The 16849-nt window shown below is 67.5% G+C and carries 10 protein-coding genes; 3 read left to right on the plus strand and 7 right to left on the minus strand.

Translation table 11 applies throughout. The features are described 5' to 3' along the window. The first annotated feature begins 1 nt into the window (after position 1). The gene (locus tag J2X58_RS07485) at positions 2–3019 is read left to right on the plus strand and encodes a TonB-dependent receptor (RefSeq protein WP_310047326.1); all 3018 of its coding nucleotides are present in this window, start codon (positions 2–4) and stop codon (positions 3017–3019) included. Between the two features lie 10 nt (positions 3020–3029). After that, positions 3030–4973, plus strand: coding sequence for a CocE/NonD family hydrolase (locus J2X58_RS07490; protein WP_310047328.1), 1944 nt, complete (start codon positions 3030–3032; stop codon positions 4971–4973). A 111-nt stretch (positions 4974–5084) separates the two neighbouring features. Here J2X58_RS07490 and J2X58_RS07495 read toward each other — a convergent pair whose 3' ends face one another. The 6 genes from J2X58_RS07495 to J2X58_RS07520 all read right to left on the minus strand — a co-directional run bounded on the left by J2X58_RS07495 (position 5085) and on the right by J2X58_RS07520 (position 10419). After that, entirely contained in the window at positions 5085–6521 is a 1437-nt protein-coding gene (locus tag J2X58_RS07495) for a catalase (protein ID WP_310047330.1), read from the minus strand. A 257-nt stretch (positions 6522–6778) separates the two neighbouring features. Next, positions 6779–7249, minus strand: coding sequence for a hypothetical protein (locus J2X58_RS07500; RefSeq protein ID WP_310047332.1), 471 nt, complete (start codon positions 7247–7249; stop codon positions 6779–6781). A gap of 347 nt (positions 7250–7596) precedes the next feature. Beyond that, a complete protein-coding gene (locus tag J2X58_RS07505; protein WP_310047334.1) occupies positions 7597–8256 on the minus strand; it encodes a DsbA family oxidoreductase in 660 nt (219 codons plus the stop codon). A 79-nt stretch (positions 8257–8335) separates the two neighbouring features. Continuing rightward, positions 8336–9046, minus strand: a complete 711-nt coding sequence (locus J2X58_RS07510; protein WP_090052810.1) for an SDR family oxidoreductase — start codon at positions 9044–9046, stop codon at positions 8336–8338. An 84-nt stretch (positions 9047–9130) separates the two neighbouring features. Continuing rightward, positions 9131–10063: an enoyl-CoA hydratase/isomerase family protein gene (locus tag J2X58_RS07515; protein WP_090052808.1), complete on the minus strand. Its 933-nt coding sequence runs from the start codon at positions 10061–10063 to the stop codon at positions 9131–9133. Between the two features lie 143 nt (positions 10064–10206). Continuing rightward, positions 10207–10419: a 4-oxalocrotonate tautomerase family protein gene (locus J2X58_RS07520; RefSeq protein ID WP_310047337.1), complete on the minus strand. Its 213-nt coding sequence runs from the start codon at positions 10417–10419 to the stop codon at positions 10207–10209. Positions 10420–10542: 123 nt separating this feature from the next. Here J2X58_RS07520 and J2X58_RS07525 point away from each other — a divergent pair, with 123 nt between their 5' ends. Then, positions 10543–11463 (plus strand): LysR family transcriptional regulator, encoded by a 921-nt coding sequence (locus J2X58_RS07525; protein ID WP_310047339.1) that lies wholly within the window; start codon positions 10543–10545, stop codon positions 11461–11463. A gap of 4 nt (positions 11464–11467) precedes the next feature. Here J2X58_RS07525 and J2X58_RS07530 read toward each other — a convergent pair whose 3' ends face one another. Next, positions 11468–16840 carry an autotransporter outer membrane beta-barrel domain-containing protein gene (locus J2X58_RS07530; protein ID WP_310047340.1) on the minus strand — a complete coding sequence of 1791 codons (5373 nt, stop codon included), beginning with the start codon at positions 16838–16840 and terminating at the stop codon, positions 11468–11470. Between the last annotated feature and the right edge of the window lie 9 nt (positions 16841–16849).

Consider the following 16849-nt stretch of genomic DNA (forward strand, 5'->3'; position numbering starts at 1 on the left):
CATGCATCCCCGCCCCACCCTCCGTCATACCCTGTTATGCGCCGCGGTCGCCGCCGTCCTCTCCGGCACCGCGTTCGGCCAGGCCACCACGGGCCGCATCGCCGGCTCGGCGCCGGCCGCGGTCGGCGAAACCGTGCTGATCGAAGGCAGCAACGGCATCGTCCGCGAGGTCCAGGTCGACCCGCGCGGACGCTACTCCGCCGATGCGCTGCCGCTGGCCACCTATAAGGTGTCGCTGAAGTCCAACGGCAACGTCGTCGATTCGCGCGACAACGTCACGCTGCGCGTCGGCGCCGCGACAGACGTCTCCTTCGTCGCCGCCGCGGCATCCGCGCAGGACGCGCAGCAGCTCGACCAGGTCACCGTCTCGGCGACGCAGCTGCCGAAGATCGACGTCGCCACGGTCGCGTCCAGCACCGTCATCACGGCCGGCGACCTCGCGCGCCTGCCGCTGCAGCGTTCCGCCGAAGGCATCGCGCTGCTCGCACCCGGCGCGAGCCGCGGCAGCACCAGCTTCAAGGGCGCGATGGGCAACACGCTCGTCAGCTTCTCCGGCTCGTCGGTCACCGAGAACGCCTACTACATCAACGGCATGAACACGACCGATCCGCTCAGCGGCTTCGGCGGCATCACGCTGCCGTACGGCGCCATCGACCAGCAGGAAGTGCTCAGCGGCGGCTACTCCGCCATGTACGGCCGTTCGGACGGCGGCGTCATAAGCCAGGTGGGCAAGCGCGGCACCAACGAATGGCATGCGGGCGCGCAGGTGCTCTGGGAGCCCGACTTCGCGCGCGCGAGCGCCCGCAACATCACCTACGGCCACGGCAATCCGCATCCGCCGGGCACGATCGTCCAGCGCAACGACCGGAACCACGAGTGGACGTCCACCGTGAGCGCGTATGCCGGCGGCCCATTGGTCAAGGACAAGCTCTACGCCTTCGCCGCCGTGGAGATGGAGCGGAGCGAGGGCAACAGCATCGGCGACGTCAACCACGCGTACGACACGAAGTACACGTACAAGGACCCGAAGTGGTACGGCAAGCTCGACTGGAACATCACGGACAGCAACATCCTCGAGCTCACGGGCGTCAACCAGACCCATCGCACGAACGGCAACAAGTACGACTACGACTACCAGACCGACGAGGTCGGTGACTTCGCCAACACCGATTCGACGTACAAGACCCGGGCCATGGTCTACGTCGCCAAGTTCACCAGCTACATCACCGACGACCTGACCCTCACGGCGCTCTACGGCAAGTCGAAGCTCACCTACTACAACGAGCCGCCCGATACCGGCGTGACCGGTCCCTTCATCGGCGGCCTGAACCAGCAGAACCCGGCGCTCAACGGCGGCACGCCGCGGGGCAACGGCCAGACGCTCGACACGATCGACAACCCCGATCACGAGTCGACCAACCGCAACCTGCGCGTCGACCTCAACTACCGCATCGGCGACCACTCGATCACCGCGGGTATCGACAACCAGGACTCGCGCGACATCGACGACGGCACGACCATCGGCGGCGACGGCTACGAGCTGTGGTACGGCCATCAGGATCCGAACCTCAACATCAGTGACAGCCCGTTCGTCGACAAGCCGGCCAACTACCCGGGCGGCGGCACGGGCTACTTCGCGTACATCCGCCACTACAACACGCTCGCCTCGGTGCGCGTGAAGCAGCGCGCGCAGTACGTGATGGACGACTGGCAGGTGACCGACCGCCTGCTGCTTTCGCTGGGCCTGCGCAACGACCAGTTCACCAACTACAACCCGTCCGGCCAGCCGTACCTCAACCTCACGCGGCCGCAGTGGGCGCCGCGCCTGGGCTTCAGCTGGGACGTCAACGGCGACTCCACGATGAAGATCTACGGCAACGCGGGCCGTTACTTCCTCGCGATGCCCGCCTCCGTCGCGTTGCGCACGTCGGCCGGCTCGCTGGCGACCAACCAGTACTTCACGTACACGGGCATCGACGGTAATGGCCTGCCCACCGGCATCACGTACATCGCCTCCTCCACCGGCGGTGCCGTCTCGCCGAACGGCGAATACGGCCAGCCGCCCGACCCGAAGACGGTCAGCGCCAAGAACATCAAGTCCGAGTACCAGGACGAGTTCATCCTCGGCATGGATCAGCAGCTGAACAAGGAATGGATCTGGGGCGCGAAGGCCACGGTGCGCAAACTGCGCAACGCGCTGGACGACGTCTGCGACAACGGCGCCATCACGCGCGCCGCGGTCGCCCAGGGCGCGGACATCGACGTGGTCACGGTCGGCAGCTGCTACCTCTCGAATCCCGGCCGCGCCAACGTCTACCAGCTGAAGAAGGAAGGCGGCGGCTACTACGACGTGACCGTGACCAACGCCGACTTCGGCTTCAGCCACCTGAAGCGCAACTACTACGGCCTGAACCTGTACCTGTCGCATCCGTTCGACGGCAAGTGGGCGGCCAAGGTCGACTACCTCTACTCGCGCAGCTATGGCAACACCGAAGGCCAGGTGCGTTCCGACGTCGGCCAGGGTTCGGTGTCGGCATCGCGCGACTGGGACTACGCCACGCTGATGGACTACGCGAACGGTTATCTGCCGAACGACCGCAAGCACCAGCTAAAGATCTACGGCTCGTACCAGCTCGCCGCCGAGTGGCTGCTCTCGGCCAACCTGACGGTGCAGTCGGGCACGCCGAAGTCCTGCCTGGGCCGCTATGGCGCGAACGAGAGCGATCCGTCGGGCTACGGCAGTTACTATCACTTCTGCTTCGGCGAACCGTCCGCGTACGGCGCCAAGGGCCGCGAACCGTGGCAGCAGCTGGTCGACCTCAACGTCGAATACCGTCCGCTCTGGGCCGACCGCAAGCTGGCCTTCAACGTTTCCGTGTTCAACGTGCTGAACCAGCAGCGCGCCGAGCAGCGCAACCCCGTATCCGGCAGCAGCAAGTCGATCAACGATGGCTACAACCAGGTCATCAGCTACACGCAGCCGCGCTACGCCCGCTTCGGCATCACCTACGACTTCTGACGGAGACGTCATGCAAGCACTGTTGCGACTCGGTTTCGTCGCGCTCGCCGCCGGGGTCCTCGCGACCCCGGCGGCCGGTGGCGAGCGGACCTACAAGGATCTGCCCACGGAAATCCCGGCGACGTTCACGCCGGTGACCGCGGGCTTCGATTACGAACGGCGAACGATCGACATTCCCATGCGCGACGGCGTGAAGCTGCACACCGTCATCGTGCTGCCGAAGGGCGCCCGGCACGCCGGCATCCTGCTCACGCGAACACCCTATGGAGCCGACGGCATGGGCCATCGCTCCGACAGCCCGCGGCTCGACACGATGCTGCGCGGCTACGACAACCCCGCCGACATCGTCGCGCAGGACGGCTACATCCGGGTGATCCAGGACATCCGCGGCAAGCACGGTTCCGAGGGCGACTTCGTGATGAATCGTCCCCCCAGCGGCCATGGCAATCCCACGCCGATCGATGAATCGTCCGACATCTACGACACGATCGACTGGCTCGTGAAACACGTGCCCGAGTCCAACGGCAAGGTCGGCATCATCGGCATCAGCTACGACGGCTTCGAGGCGATGGTCGCCACGATCCGTCCGCATCCCGCGCTCAAGGTCGCCGTGCCGATCAACCCGATGATCGACGGCTGGATGGGCGACGACTGGTTCCACCGCGGCGCCTTCCGCCAGCAGATGATCCCCTACATCTATGGCATGGTGAACTCCCGCGGCAGCGACATCGGCTGGTCCAGCGGCTACCGCGACGACTACGATCTCTACCTCCGCGGCGGCTCGGCAGGCGACATCGGCCGCGCCTACGGCATGGAGGCGCTGGGCTTCTGGCAGAAGCTGCTCGCGCACCCGGCCTACGACAGCTTCTGGTCCGAGCAGGCGCTCGATCGCATCGCCGCGAAGGAGCCCATGACGGTACCCACGATGCTCGTGCACAGCCTCTGGGACCAGGAAGACAACTACGGCGACATGGCGGTCTACCGCGCGCTGGCACCACGCGATCCGACGCACGAGAAGCTGTGGCTGGTGATCGGTCCGTGGCGGCACGCCAAGACCTGGGAGAAGGCGAACACGATCGGCGCCCTCGATCTCGGCAGCGACACCGGCACGACGTTCCGCCGCGAGATCCTCCGACCGTTCCTCGCGCAATACCTCAAGGATGAGGCGCCTCGAGCGGATATCGCGCCGGTCAACGCGTTCGTGACCGGCGACAACGTCTGGCGCAAGCTCGATACCTGGCCGTCGTCGTCCCGGCACGGTGGCGCGCCGGTGAACCACCGCTGGTACGTGCAGGCCGATGGCGGCCTGGGCGAAGCGGTGCCCGCCGCCGGCTCGGACGAATACGTGTCCGACCCGGCGAAACCGGTGCCCTATCGCGTGCGCCCGATCCAGTCGTGGTCGCACGGTGTCCCCGACCAGGTGGAAAGCTGGCCCGAATGGCTGGTCGACGACCAGCGCCAGTTCGCCACGCGCACCGACGTGCTCACCTATGTGTCGCCCGTGCTCGACAAGCCGATGGGCGTGGCCGGCGAACCGCTCGTGCACCTGCTCGCCTCCACCAGCGGCACGGACAGCGACTGGGTCGTCAAGCTGATCGACGTCTATCCCGACGAGGTCGAAGAGAAACCGTCGATGGGTGGTTACCAGCTGCCGGTGGCGATGGAGATCTTCCGCGGGCGCTACCGCGAGGGATACGACCGGCCGAAGGCGCTCACGCCCGACCGGCCGCTGCCCTACGAGATCCCGCTACCCACGGTGAACCACGTGTTCCAGCCGGGCCATCGCGTGATGGTGCAGATCCAGTCGAGCTGGTTCCCGCTGTACGACCGCAACCCGCAGACCTTCGTGCCGAACATCTTCAATGCGAAGCCGGCGGACTACCGCAAGGCGACGCAGCGGATCGTTCGCGATGGGGCGAGCGGCACGTACGTGGAGTTGCCCGTGACTCAGTGACGCGCGAGGTAGGGCGCCATTCGCGCGCGAGCGCGCTCCCACCCGCCGGTAGCGAGACATCTGCCACCGGGTGGGAGCGCGCTCGCGCGCGAAGTGACGGAGCGCGACGCCTCAGCCCAGCTGGCGGATCGCCTCGGCCACGCCCTGGCCGTACTCCGGATGGCAGGCGGTGCAGTTGGCGATGTGCCGATCGACGACCTGCTGCGACGCGCCCTTGATCGCCCGCGCGGTGTTACCGAACAGCACGGCGCGCTGCTCCGCCGACATCATCTCGAACAGCTTGCGCGGCTGCGAGAAGTAGTCGGTGTCCTCGCGGTGGTTCCAGCGCTTGGCCACCGTTTCACCCAGATCCAGCGGCGGCTCGGAGAAGTCCGGCTGCGCCTGCAGGGCGCCGTAGCTGTTCGGCTCGTAGTGCGTCGAACCGCCACCGTTGCCGTCCACGCGCATGGCGCCGTCGCGATGGTAGCTGTGCACCGGGCAGCGCGCGGCGTTCACCGGGATCTGGGCGTAGTTCACACCCAGGCGATAGCGCTGCGTGTCGCCGTACGAGAACAGTCGACCCTGCAGCATCTTGTCGGGCGAGAAACCGATGCCCGGCACGATCACCGCCGGCGAGAAGGCCGCCTGCTCGATGTCCTGGAAGAAATTCTCCGGATTCCGGTTCAACTCCATCACGCCGACCTCGATCAGCGGATAGTCGCCGTGCGGCCATACCTTGGTCAGGTCGAACGGGTTGTACGGCGTCTTCGCCGCGTCGGCTTCCGGCATCACCTGCACGTAGAGCGTCCACTTCGGGAACTCGCCGCGCTCGATCGATTCGTAGAGGTCGCGCTGGTGGGTCTCGCGATCGCCGGCGATGGCGGCGCCCGCCTCGGCGTCGGTGTAATTCTGGATGCCCTGCTGGGTCCGGAACGTGAACTTCACCCAGAAGCGCTCGTTGGCCGCGTTGATGAAGCTGTAGGTATGGCTGCCGAAGCCATGCATGTGACGGAACGACTTCGGGATGCCGCGCTCGCTCATCACGATGGTGACCTGGTGCAGCGCCTCGGGCAGCAGCGTCCAGTAGTCCCAGTTGTTGTTCGCGCTGCGCAGGCCGGTCCGCGGATCGCGCTTGATCGCATGGTTGAGGTCGGGGAACTTCAGCGGATCGCGGATGAAGAACACCGGCGTGTTGTTGCCGACGAGGTCCCAGTTGCCCTCTTCCGTGTAGAACTTCAGCGCGAAGCCGCGAATGTCGCGCTCGGCGTCCGCCGCTCCACGCTCGCCGGCCACCGTCGAGAAGCGAGCCATCATCTCGGTCTTCTTGCCCACTTCCGAGAAGATCTTCGCGCGGGTGTACTTCGTGATGTCGTGGGTGACGGTGAACGTGCCGAAGGCTCCCGCGCCCTTGGCATGCATGCGACGCTCGGGGATGACCTCGCGATCGAAGTGCGCCAGCTTCTCGAGGAACCAGACGTCCTGCAGAAGGGCCGGGCCACGCGGCCCCGCCGTCATGGTGTTGTTGTCGTCGACGACGGGGGCGCCGAAGGCGGTGGTCAGCTTGCTCATCCAGGTATCACCCTTGCGATAGGTCGTGCCGCGGCGGTCGCCGCGGCGAGGCTGCAACGTTAGGTACAGCCGACCCGCAAGGGAAATTCATTCTCTTCATCGCGTCGATAGGGGCCGGCTATGGGAGGATGCCGACCGAAGCGACATCCTCGCCTACGTTGCACGAACCGCCGCGCTGCTGGCTTGTGGAATCCACTCATTCCGATTCGCTCAGGTGCGTCAGTGGACCCTGACGCACCTCAATAGATACGCACGAATCAACGGCAGCCTCCATCCGGGACCTCGATCCTGATGTTGTCGATGTAGCCGACCGGCTCGTGCGGCGCGCTTGTGACACTGTGCGAAACGAGGATCTGGTCCAGCGGGAACTGGTAGGAGATCGTTACCCGTTTCGTATCGCGAAAAATGTTCTGTCCCGTCACGAGTCCGCCCTCGTGCGCCACCCCGTAGGCGGCCCCCGAATCCTCGCTCCAGTCGGTATCGAACGACACGCGGCATGCACCCGTCTTGGGCAAAGTGATGAGGACGCCAGCGTCCTTGCCCGAGATGACAAGATACTTGCCTTTGAAGATCTTGCCGTCGGCACCCTTGGTCGTGAAACCAGCATGCGGCAAGTTGATCCACCGCTTGAACTTGACGCCGTTTTCCGTGTATTCCCCGAGTTCACCGATCTTCGCACCCTCGAACTCAACAATCGTCGGGGGGTATTCCGCCTTCGACCGCGACACGTCGGTCGCACCGGTCGGTGACGAAAGAGCCGGGTGCTATGCCGTCGCCGCACCTGAGCAAACCGTGGCCACACATGCGACGAAACCCATACAGGCGATTTTCATAACGCGCTCCTTGTCATTGCCCCTGTCCATCGCCGGGGCATGGCGATTCCGACACGTTCACTTTCTCTCGAATCCTCACTCCACGCAACGCGGAACGAACGGTCCACGGCGACGATTCGTCTGCATAAGCGGCACCCCATCGACAAGTGACTGCGCACCAACCCTCTTGTCGAGTCGTCGTCATTCATCGCGGCTGGCGCCGCCCGGATTCTGCTTCACCCTGGGTGCACAGGGCGTCCGCTTCACGCCGCCGCCACCGCCGCGGCCTCCAGCAAGCGGACGTAGCCATCCACGTCCTGCGAACCGGCGAAGAGCAGCCGGCCGCCGGTCATGTAGCTCGGCACGGCCGTGATGCCGGCCTCGCGTACCGCTCTTTCGAGCCGGGGAATCTCGTCACGCAGCGGGATGGATCGCTCCACGGCGCCTGGCGACATGCCGCTATCCACGGCGACGGCGTCGAGCACAGCGTGGTCGCCGATGTCCCTGCCTTGCGCGAAGTAGGCGACGAACAGCGCGTCGATCACGTCGTGCTGCAGCGACGAACCACCTTCGGCGTACGCGAGTCGAGACAGGGCGTGGGCGGCGAGCGTGCTGGGTGTGCGGGTCTGCGCGTCGTAGTCGAAGACCGCGCTGACGGCGCGTCCCGCCGCGACCGCGCGGGCGTCCATCGCCGAGGCGTTCGCCCAGCTGCCGAAACGTGCGCTACGGAACGTGCGGCGATCCATGCCTTCGGGCGGCATCGTCGGATTGAGCTGATACGGCATCCATTCGACATCGATGTCGATGCCTTTCTCCGCCAGTCGCGCCAGCGCCTTGTCGAGGCTGCGCTTGCCGATGTAACACCACGGGCAGATGACGTCGGAGGCGATCTGCAGGGCGAAAGGTGTCGGGTTGTCACTCATGGGAAATCCTCGTGGCATCGCGGGGGTGCACCGGACGTGCACCCTCGCGGTATCGCGGCCAGCCCGCGACGGGTGGGAATCAACGACCCGCGTTCTGGCCGCCGTCGACATAGAGCACCTCGCCCGTGGCGAAGCCCGCCGACTCCAGGTAGAGCACCGCGTCGACGACGTCGCTCACCTCGCCCACCCGCTTCTGCGGATTCAGCGTGCCGAGGAACTCGAGCGCCTCCGCGCTGTGCAGCGGCGTGCGGATGAACCCGGGGGCCACGGCGTTGACGCGGATGCCCTGCTGCGCGTACTCGACGGCCAGCTCCTTCACCACCGAGGTCAGACCACCCTTCGTGATGTTCGCGAGCGCGGCCGGGATACCGGCGATGGCCTGGTTGACGAAGGGCGTCGTGATGTTCACCACGTGGCCCGAGCCCTGGACGAGCATCTGGCGGATGGCGCGCTGCGTGATGTGGAAGAACCCGGTGAGGTTCGTACCGATCATCGCGGCGTAGTCGTCGGCCGTGTAGTCGGTGAACGGCTTGGCGACGAAGATGCCCGCGTTGTTTACCAGCGTATCGACGCGGCCGAAACGCGCGATGGCTTCGCCGATCACACGATCGGCCGTGGCCGGATCCGCGATGTCGCCGGGGATGGCGAGCACGCCCGCGTCGGGGCCCTGCGTGATCGAACGTGAGGTCGCGACGACGTTGTAACCGCGGGCGCGATAGCCCTCGACGAGGCCGGCGCCGATGCCCTGGGAGCCGCCGGTGATGACCGCTACTTTCTGTACGTTGCTCATGATGTTTCTCGCTGTGTGGTGGATGAAAGGCAAAAAAAACCCGGATCGCGAGATCCGGGTCAGGGATGTCGCTGGTGTGACGCGTCATTTTTCGGGCGTCGTGCCCGTCAAACGTCCGGTGTAGACCGGCAACCGCCGCTCGACGTCGGGATTCTTCTGCAGGCCCTCTTTCATGAGTTCCGTGATGCGTGTCTGTGCCGCCGGACGCTGGACGGACTGGATGAAGCTGTCCCAGCCGCGTGCGATGCGCTCGTTCGATGGGAGGCTCACCGCGTCGACTTCCGCCTTGATGTCGGCGAGCGTCTGCTTGTCGAAGCGCGAAATCCGCTGCGCCATCGCATCGACGAAAGCATCCAGCTGCGCGTCCGGCAGCGACCGGTTCACGTAGCCGTAGCGCTCGGCGAGATCGCCGTCGATGTCGCTACCGGTGAGCACGACTTCCAGCGCCCTCCCGCGACCCATGAGTTCCGGGAGCCGGGCCATCGGGCCGCCGCCCGGCACGAAGCCCGCGCCAACCTCGAACTGGGAAAGCAATGCCTTTTCCCGGCTGGCGAAGCGCATGTCGCTCGCCAGCGACAATTCGCTTCCGACACCGGAGGCGCGTCCGCGAATCTTTGCGATCGATACCACCGGGGCCTTGCTCAGGCGGATCAGCATGTCCGGCAGCGGCGGCATGCCCAGAGGTCCGTTCGGCATGCTCGTGGTGGCCTTCAGCGGCGGAACGAAGTCGTAATGCGTGAGGAAAAATCCCGGCACATCGCTTTCGAACACCACCACGCGCAGCTCCGGGTCTTTTTCGATAGCGGTGATCACCTCGTTCAACTGCGGGATCGTCTCCGGCCCGAAGATGTTGAACGGCGGGTTGTGCAACGTGACTCGCCAGTACGCCGGCGACACCTTGTCCACGAGGATCTCCCGTCGACCGGTTGCCACGGGCCCGTCAGCATCGTTGGCAAAGACAGGTGAGGCGGCGAACGTGCCGACCGCCAGGAGCATGGCGAGGAAGGGCCTTTTCATGACGTAACCTCCGCGGGTGGATGGGAGCCGCTCCCGTCCCGGTGCGAGCAGGGAGGGATATCCCGGAAACGCTCCGCCAAGCTTCCGGCGGCCGTGGCGTGGCGGCTTGGAAAGACGTTCCCGGACCGCCTTGTTCCTTACCGTCACGCAGGACCGGGATCCGGCCCCCTGAGCGTCGAGGTGGGCACGCCGCGGTAGCCCCAGTCCTCCATCGCGACCTCTTCGATCACGATGTGGGTGAGCTCCGGCGCCTTGCCGAGGACCCGCTCCATCGTGTCCGTGATCTCCCTGATCACCTGCGCCTTCTGGGCCGGCGTATTGCCCTCTTTGGTGATGCGAACGCTGATGAAAGGCATGGGATGTGCTCCGCTGCAGGTTCACTGATCCGGGTTGGCCCCCGGGCTTGTGAATAATCTATTGATGCGCGACCTGCGGATAAATAAGATCGGAAGCAATTGAATCGTTACATGGTGTAATCCATGCACAGGCAATTCGACGACCTGATGCTGGGCAGCGTCGAGCTCTTCTGCCTGGCGGGCGAGCTGGGTGGATTCACGGCGGCGGCCACCGCGGCAGGCGTCACGCCCGCGGCGGTGAGCCGCGCCGTGGCGCGGCTCGAGGCACGACTGGGCATTCGCCTGTTCGTGCGCAGCACGCGACAGATCCGGCTCACCGACGCCGGCCGCGTCTACATGGAGCAGTGCCGCCAGGCGCTCGCGCAGTTCGCCGACGCCGAGCGCATGGCGACCGGCGAGGAAACGCGACTATCGGGGCGGCTGCGCATCAGCGTGCCGACGACGTACGGCCATTACCGTCTTCTGCCGCTCCTGCCGGCATTTCATCGCGAACATCCCGACGTCCGTCTCGACCTGCACATCAGCAATCGCAACATCGGCTTCGCCGACGAGGCCTTCGACCTCGCCATCCGCGTCCGCCCGCAGGCGGACTCGACGATGATCGTTCGGCATCTCGAAGACGCGCCGCTGGTCGTCGTCGCATCGCCCGCGTATCTGAAGGAGCGGCGCGCGCCGAAGACGCTCGCCGACCTCGCCGGGCACGAATGCATCCAGTTCGACCTGCCCAGCAGCGGGCGCCGCATCCCGTGGCTGTTCCGCGAGGACGGGCAGGATGTGGAGTACGAGGCCGAGAGCGCGTACACGGTGGCCGAGGACGTCCTGGGCGGCGTGACGCTCGCCCGCGCCGGCGCGGGGCTGTTCCAGGCGTACCGCTTCGTCGTGCAGAAAGATCTCGCCGACGGCACCCTGGTCGAGGTATTGCCGAAGCTCGGCGGCCGCTCGCGCCCCTACAACCTGCTCTATCCCCACAGTCGGTTCGTGCCACCCCGCGTCCGCGCCTTCATCGACTTCCTCACCACCGAGGTCGCGACCGCGTCGTCGTAGCGCGTCAGAACGTCCAGCGCACGCCGATGTTCGCGGACCAGCCGCGTGCGCCGGCGTCGCCGAGGTTCTTCTGCCAGTCGGCTTCGCCGTAAATGGCCAGCCCGCGAATCCACGTGTACGTACCGCCGAGGCCGAATTCCAGCAGCCTGCCGAAGCGCCCGCCCGCGAACCGCCGTGATACGTCGTATCCCGCGGCACCCACGGTGACGTCCGGACGACCGCCCCATCCGCGTACATAGTTCATGCGCGCGTAGGGCGTCGCCCTGTCGCCCGAGTCCGTAAGCCATGTGCGGTCGATGCGCAGCCCCGCCCGGCCGACGGTCTGTTCGAACGCGTCGTAATGCGTGGTCGTGGCGTCACGATCGGTCTGGTCTCGCAGCCCGATGTGCTGGCGGACGAGCTGCAGCTGCGGTTCGATGCGCCAACCGCCGTCGAGGATGAACGGATAGCCCGTCTCGACCGAGCCTGTCCAGCCACTGCCGCGCAGCCGTGCGACATCCTTCGCACGCGCGGTATCGATGTCGCCACGATGCCGGTCGCCCGAGGCCACGATGTCGACGTAGTAACCGCCGCGGTGCTGCCAGGTCACGAACATCGCGATGGAATTCGAGGTGAACTTCGCATGGCTGTAGCCGTCGGCGGCCTTCGGATCGAGGCGTGTCGTGCCGTGCGTGTAGGCGACTCCCGCGCGTAGCGCCGAACGTTCCGCGTCCACCGCGAAGACGTTCGCACCCACCTGCACCGCGCGCATGTCGAGATCGTAGTCGAAGCCGAAATCGCGGAACGACCGGTCGGTCGCGTAGTGATAGTCGCCGCCGAGGTAGCGTACAAACGTGTCGCCGCCGAGCCCCTCGTCGCCCTCCGCATCGCGGATCTCACCGAGGCGCCGGTGCAGGTTGTCGATCGTGCGGTACCCATAGAGCGCCAGCGCGGAGGGTGACACCACGTACGCGGGCACCTGCGGGACGACGGCCGCCCGCGCCTCGACCCGTGCCAGTGGCGCGACACCCGCCGCCGGCGCGACGTACGGCGCGCCTGCGGCTGGCGTCGGGGCGGGCGACGCGGTCGTCGGCGCGGGGCACGGTCCATCGCAGACGATCACGTTGGCCAGCCGGTAATCCCAGAAGCCGCCGCTGCCGCCGACGACGCGCTGCGCCACGTCGCTCGCTTCCGGCGCGAAGGCGTAGAGCCCGTATTGCCAGGGGCCGAACGCGAGGTATCCGCCGTCGAGACGGAACGCGCCGCCCGCGGACGCGCCGGCGACCTGCACGATCGAGATGCCTTCGCCGGCAGCCACGTATCCGCTCGCGTCCGTATCGGTGAACGCGCCCGTGCTCGCGGTGGCGGCGAACGCGTCGATGCGCGTCTCGCCGGACGCATCGCCCTGCACGAGCAGGCGGTCGGTCGCCTGTGCCGCGAGGGACCCGCCGGCGTCGAGGCGGCCGACGAGACGAAGGCGGCCGGGCCCGCCGGCATAGTTTCCATCGATGGTGAGGGAATTCCCCGGCGAGCCGCTGCCATTCGTGAGATCGATCAGGCCCGCGTTCGCGACGCTGGCCGAACCGGGCGTCGCACCGGCGATGACGGGATGCACGCCGTCGCCGGCGAAGAGCGTCGAGGACGCATCGATCGTCACGTCGCTGTTCGCGAGGCGCAGGTGATCGGTGAGCGTGAACGACGCGCCGTTGATGAACGCGATGGTGTTCCAGCCCGAGCCGAGATTGATGCCCCTGGCAAGCGCGTCGGCCGTGAACGATCCGCCCCGGGCCTGCGTGCCGTCGAACGTCAGCGTGTTGCCGCCACCGTCGCCCGCCATGAGGTGATACGTGGTGGCGGTATCGACGGCGCCGATGGTCGCCGCGTTGCCTGCCCCGTCCCCCATGGTCAGGCCGCCATCGAGCGTACCGCCGGTCCACGCGAACGTGTCGCCGCCGTCGCCCGTCGCCACGTCGCCGCGCACGACGCCGGAAGCCAGCGCGATCGCGTCGCGTCCCGCGGCGCCACGCACGGCGATCGCCGAGGGCGTGGCGGCCACGATGACGCCACCGTTGGTGAACCGTGTGCCGCCACCGTTGGCAAGGTCCACCACGGGCGACACCGTGCTCGACGACATGAGCATGCCGCCGTTCGTCACGGACGAGGACGTGCCGGCGACGAGCGCGGAGCCACCCGCGACGTCACGGACGTCGACGGCGGCGGCCGAGACCACGGCGCCGGTGGTGAGCGCCTGAATCCCTGTCGCGCCGGGACCGTTGGCATGGATGACGAATCCCGGGCCGACGGTGAGGTCGCCATCGGCCACGCTCCCATCCTCCCGGCGGAACGCGTAGCCGGTTCCCCTGCCCTCGATGTCCACCGCCGCCGTCGAGGCGGGGTCGATCGCCGTCGCCGTGCGCAGTCCCGCGCCGTCACCGACGCGCAGGGTGGCGCCGCTCAGCGTGATCGCCGCGATCTCCGCGGCGTTCTCGATCGCGCTGCCCGAGCCCAGCGTGGCGATCGTCGTGCCGTTGGCCGTCAGCGACGTGGCCCCCGTATCGAGGAGCACGCCGTGCGCGCCACCTCGCGTGACGATCGCCGAATCGCCCGCGCCCAGCAGCAGGCCCGCCCCGTCCAGCAGTTGCACGCCCGCGACGCCATCGTCCACGGCGATCGAGCCGGCCGGATTCAGGCGCTGGGTTCCGGCGCCCTCGACGCGGACGCCGGTGCCGCTGCCCACGTGGATCGAACCGTCGTTCGCGAACGTGCCGCCCGAGCGCAGCAGCGCGCCCGTCGCGGCGGGCCCGGAGAGATCGGCGGTCGCGCTGTTCGTCCCGCGCGCGCCGGTTTCCACGATGAAGCCCGTGGCGTTCGCGCCGGTGAAACGCATCGCGCCGGCGTTCGACAGCGACGCGCCGTTACGTGCGATGTAGCCGATGACGCCGGCCTGCGACGCGTCGAGCGCCGCGAGACTCGTCAGCGACGTCGACGCCAGCGGCGAGCCCGTCGCGGCGCCCGTCAACGCGTGCTTCTGCCCATCCGCGATGCCGGCGATCGCTCCCGCACCGGTCAGCGACATCGTGGTGGCGGCGTCGATCGTCGCGTTGGCGCCGCCCTCCGCGATCACGCCTTGCGCGGCGGCGCCCGATACGGTGATCACCGCGTTCTTCGTGTTGAGCACCGAGCCGGTGCCGCTGCCGAGTATCCCGATGGACTGCGCGCCGGATGCGCGCATGGTCAGGCCCGTGCCGTCGAAGTCGGCGCCCGTATCCAGCCGGAACAGCGTCGACTGCGCGGTGGACACATCGAGGGTGGAACCGCCGTTGACGTTGATGTGCGCGTCGTTGCCAAAGGCGAAGAACCCGATCTGCCGCGTGCCCGACGCGAACGCCGGAGCCGCGCCGGCCGTGACGTCGACCGTCGCGCGACCCCGCGCGTGGATGCCGATGGCGCCTTCGCCCAGAAGGTTCACCGCGCCGCGCACGTCGGCCCGCGCCGTGGCTGCGCCCTGTCCTTCGGCCCAGACGCCGTAGTTGCGCGTGCCGCTCGCGGGATCCGCACCGCCGGCGACGTTGATGATGCCCGTCGACGACACGAGCGAGGCGACGCCGGCCGTCGACAGCGCCTTGATGCCGGTGCCGTTGACGCCGGACAGGTTGATCGTGCCGCTGTGGGTGACGCCGCCCTCCGCACCACCGTTCTGGACGAGCAGTCCGACGTTCTCGCGCGGCACCGCCGCGGCGCGCCCGCCGACGTCGATGATCCCCGCGTTGTTCACGACGGCGGTCGGCGACGTCACGAGGATGCCCGCCGCGTTCTGCGTGAACGTACCGATCGCGATGCGACCGAGGTTGGTGACGCTGCCCGCGACGGGCACGTTGATGCCGGTCGTGAGCGTGCCCTGGTTCACGGCGATGTCGAACGACGGCGCGGCGGGATCGGTCTGAGGACCGCGGCCGATGTAGATCGTGCCGGTGGCCGTGTTGGTGAAGCGCGCGGTCGCGTCGTTGACGTACACCCCGTCCATCGAACCGTTCGAGCGCGAGCCGGTGACGCCCACGTTGACGATGCCCGCGTTCGTGGCGACGCTCCCCGCCCCCACCCGGATGCCCGTCGACTTGCCGGCGCCGTTCGTCGCGCCGGTGGCGAGGTTCAGTATTCCCGGATTGTCGAACGTGCTGCCGGCGACCACGTCGACGACGTTCGAGCCGACCTGTCCGTTGATGATCAGACCCGCCGCGTTGCGGAAGAAGTTGCCGTTGATGACGCCGTTGTTGGTGCCCGTGCTGCCACCGGTCAGCAGGAGCGCCGTGCCGTCGCCGGTGGCGTGCACCGTGGCCAGCGTGCCGTCGATCACGGCGCTCGCCCCACCCTCCGCGCGCACCGCGCCATTGTTCGCGTTCTGCACTTCCAGCATCGCGCCGGCCGCGACGTGCCCGTGGGCGTTCGATCCGACGAGGTGCATCGCGATGCGATTTCCGATCGGCTGCGCGACTTCGTCGGGCGGACTGTCCGCGGTGATGCCATAGACGATCTGCTCGGTCGTCGACGTGTAGCCAAGGGCGAAAAGCGCGCCGTAACGGGCGGGATCGAGGTTGCCCGCCTGCATCTGCGCGATGAGGAAATCGTTGTACGCGCGCAGTTCCGCGTCGTTGGTCACCGTGTGCGTCGTGCTGGCGCCGTCGGTGGTGGTGACGGCGAACGTGCCGCCGTAATGCGAGACGAACGTGACGCCGAACGTCTGCGGCACGCTGGGCTCGGCGACCTGGCCGATGAAGATGATGCGGTTGCTGGAGGTCCACTCGATGTCGCTGGCCGCGCCGCCCGTTCCGTCCGCGAAGAACAGCGAACTCTGCTTCGCCGCCATCGTCCACGCGTTGGTCGACGCCCCGCTTTCGGCGCCCGGCTGTCCGATGGCGACGTTCAGGCGGCCACCCGCCGATGTCACCGTCCCGATGCGCGCGTCGAGGTACTGCTGATCCTCGACGTCCACCGTGTCGGGAACGGTGCTGGCCTCCGTGTAGGGAGTAAGGGGCACGAGGTTCGCGGAGTTGTAGGCCGACACGACGCGCCGTCCGCCCGTGATCGGGTCCGGCACGCTCACGCCGAAGTTCTGCGTGCCGGGATTGAGCCGCGCCGCGCCGATCCACTCCTTGCCGGACTGGATGCGACCCAGCGCGTCGAGGGCGCCGAGGGTCGTGTCCTGGCCGCCCGCGACGCCGGGCACGAACTGCTGGTTGCCGCTGAGCGTGACGGTCCCGCCGGGGTCGACGATCGTCTGGCCGACTTTCGCGTCGTTGTCGACAGGGTTATAGGCCGGCAACGTGACGGTCTGCGCGATGGCGTCGACCGGAGTGCCAAGGAGCGCCAGCGCGATGCCGGCGGAGAGAACGCGATGCATCCCGATGCC

The sequence above is a fragment of the Luteibacter sp. 3190 genome (genome assembly GCF_031456385.1).
In the GTDB taxonomy this organism is placed as follows: Bacteria; Pseudomonadota; Gammaproteobacteria; order Xanthomonadales; family Rhodanobacteraceae; genus Luteibacter.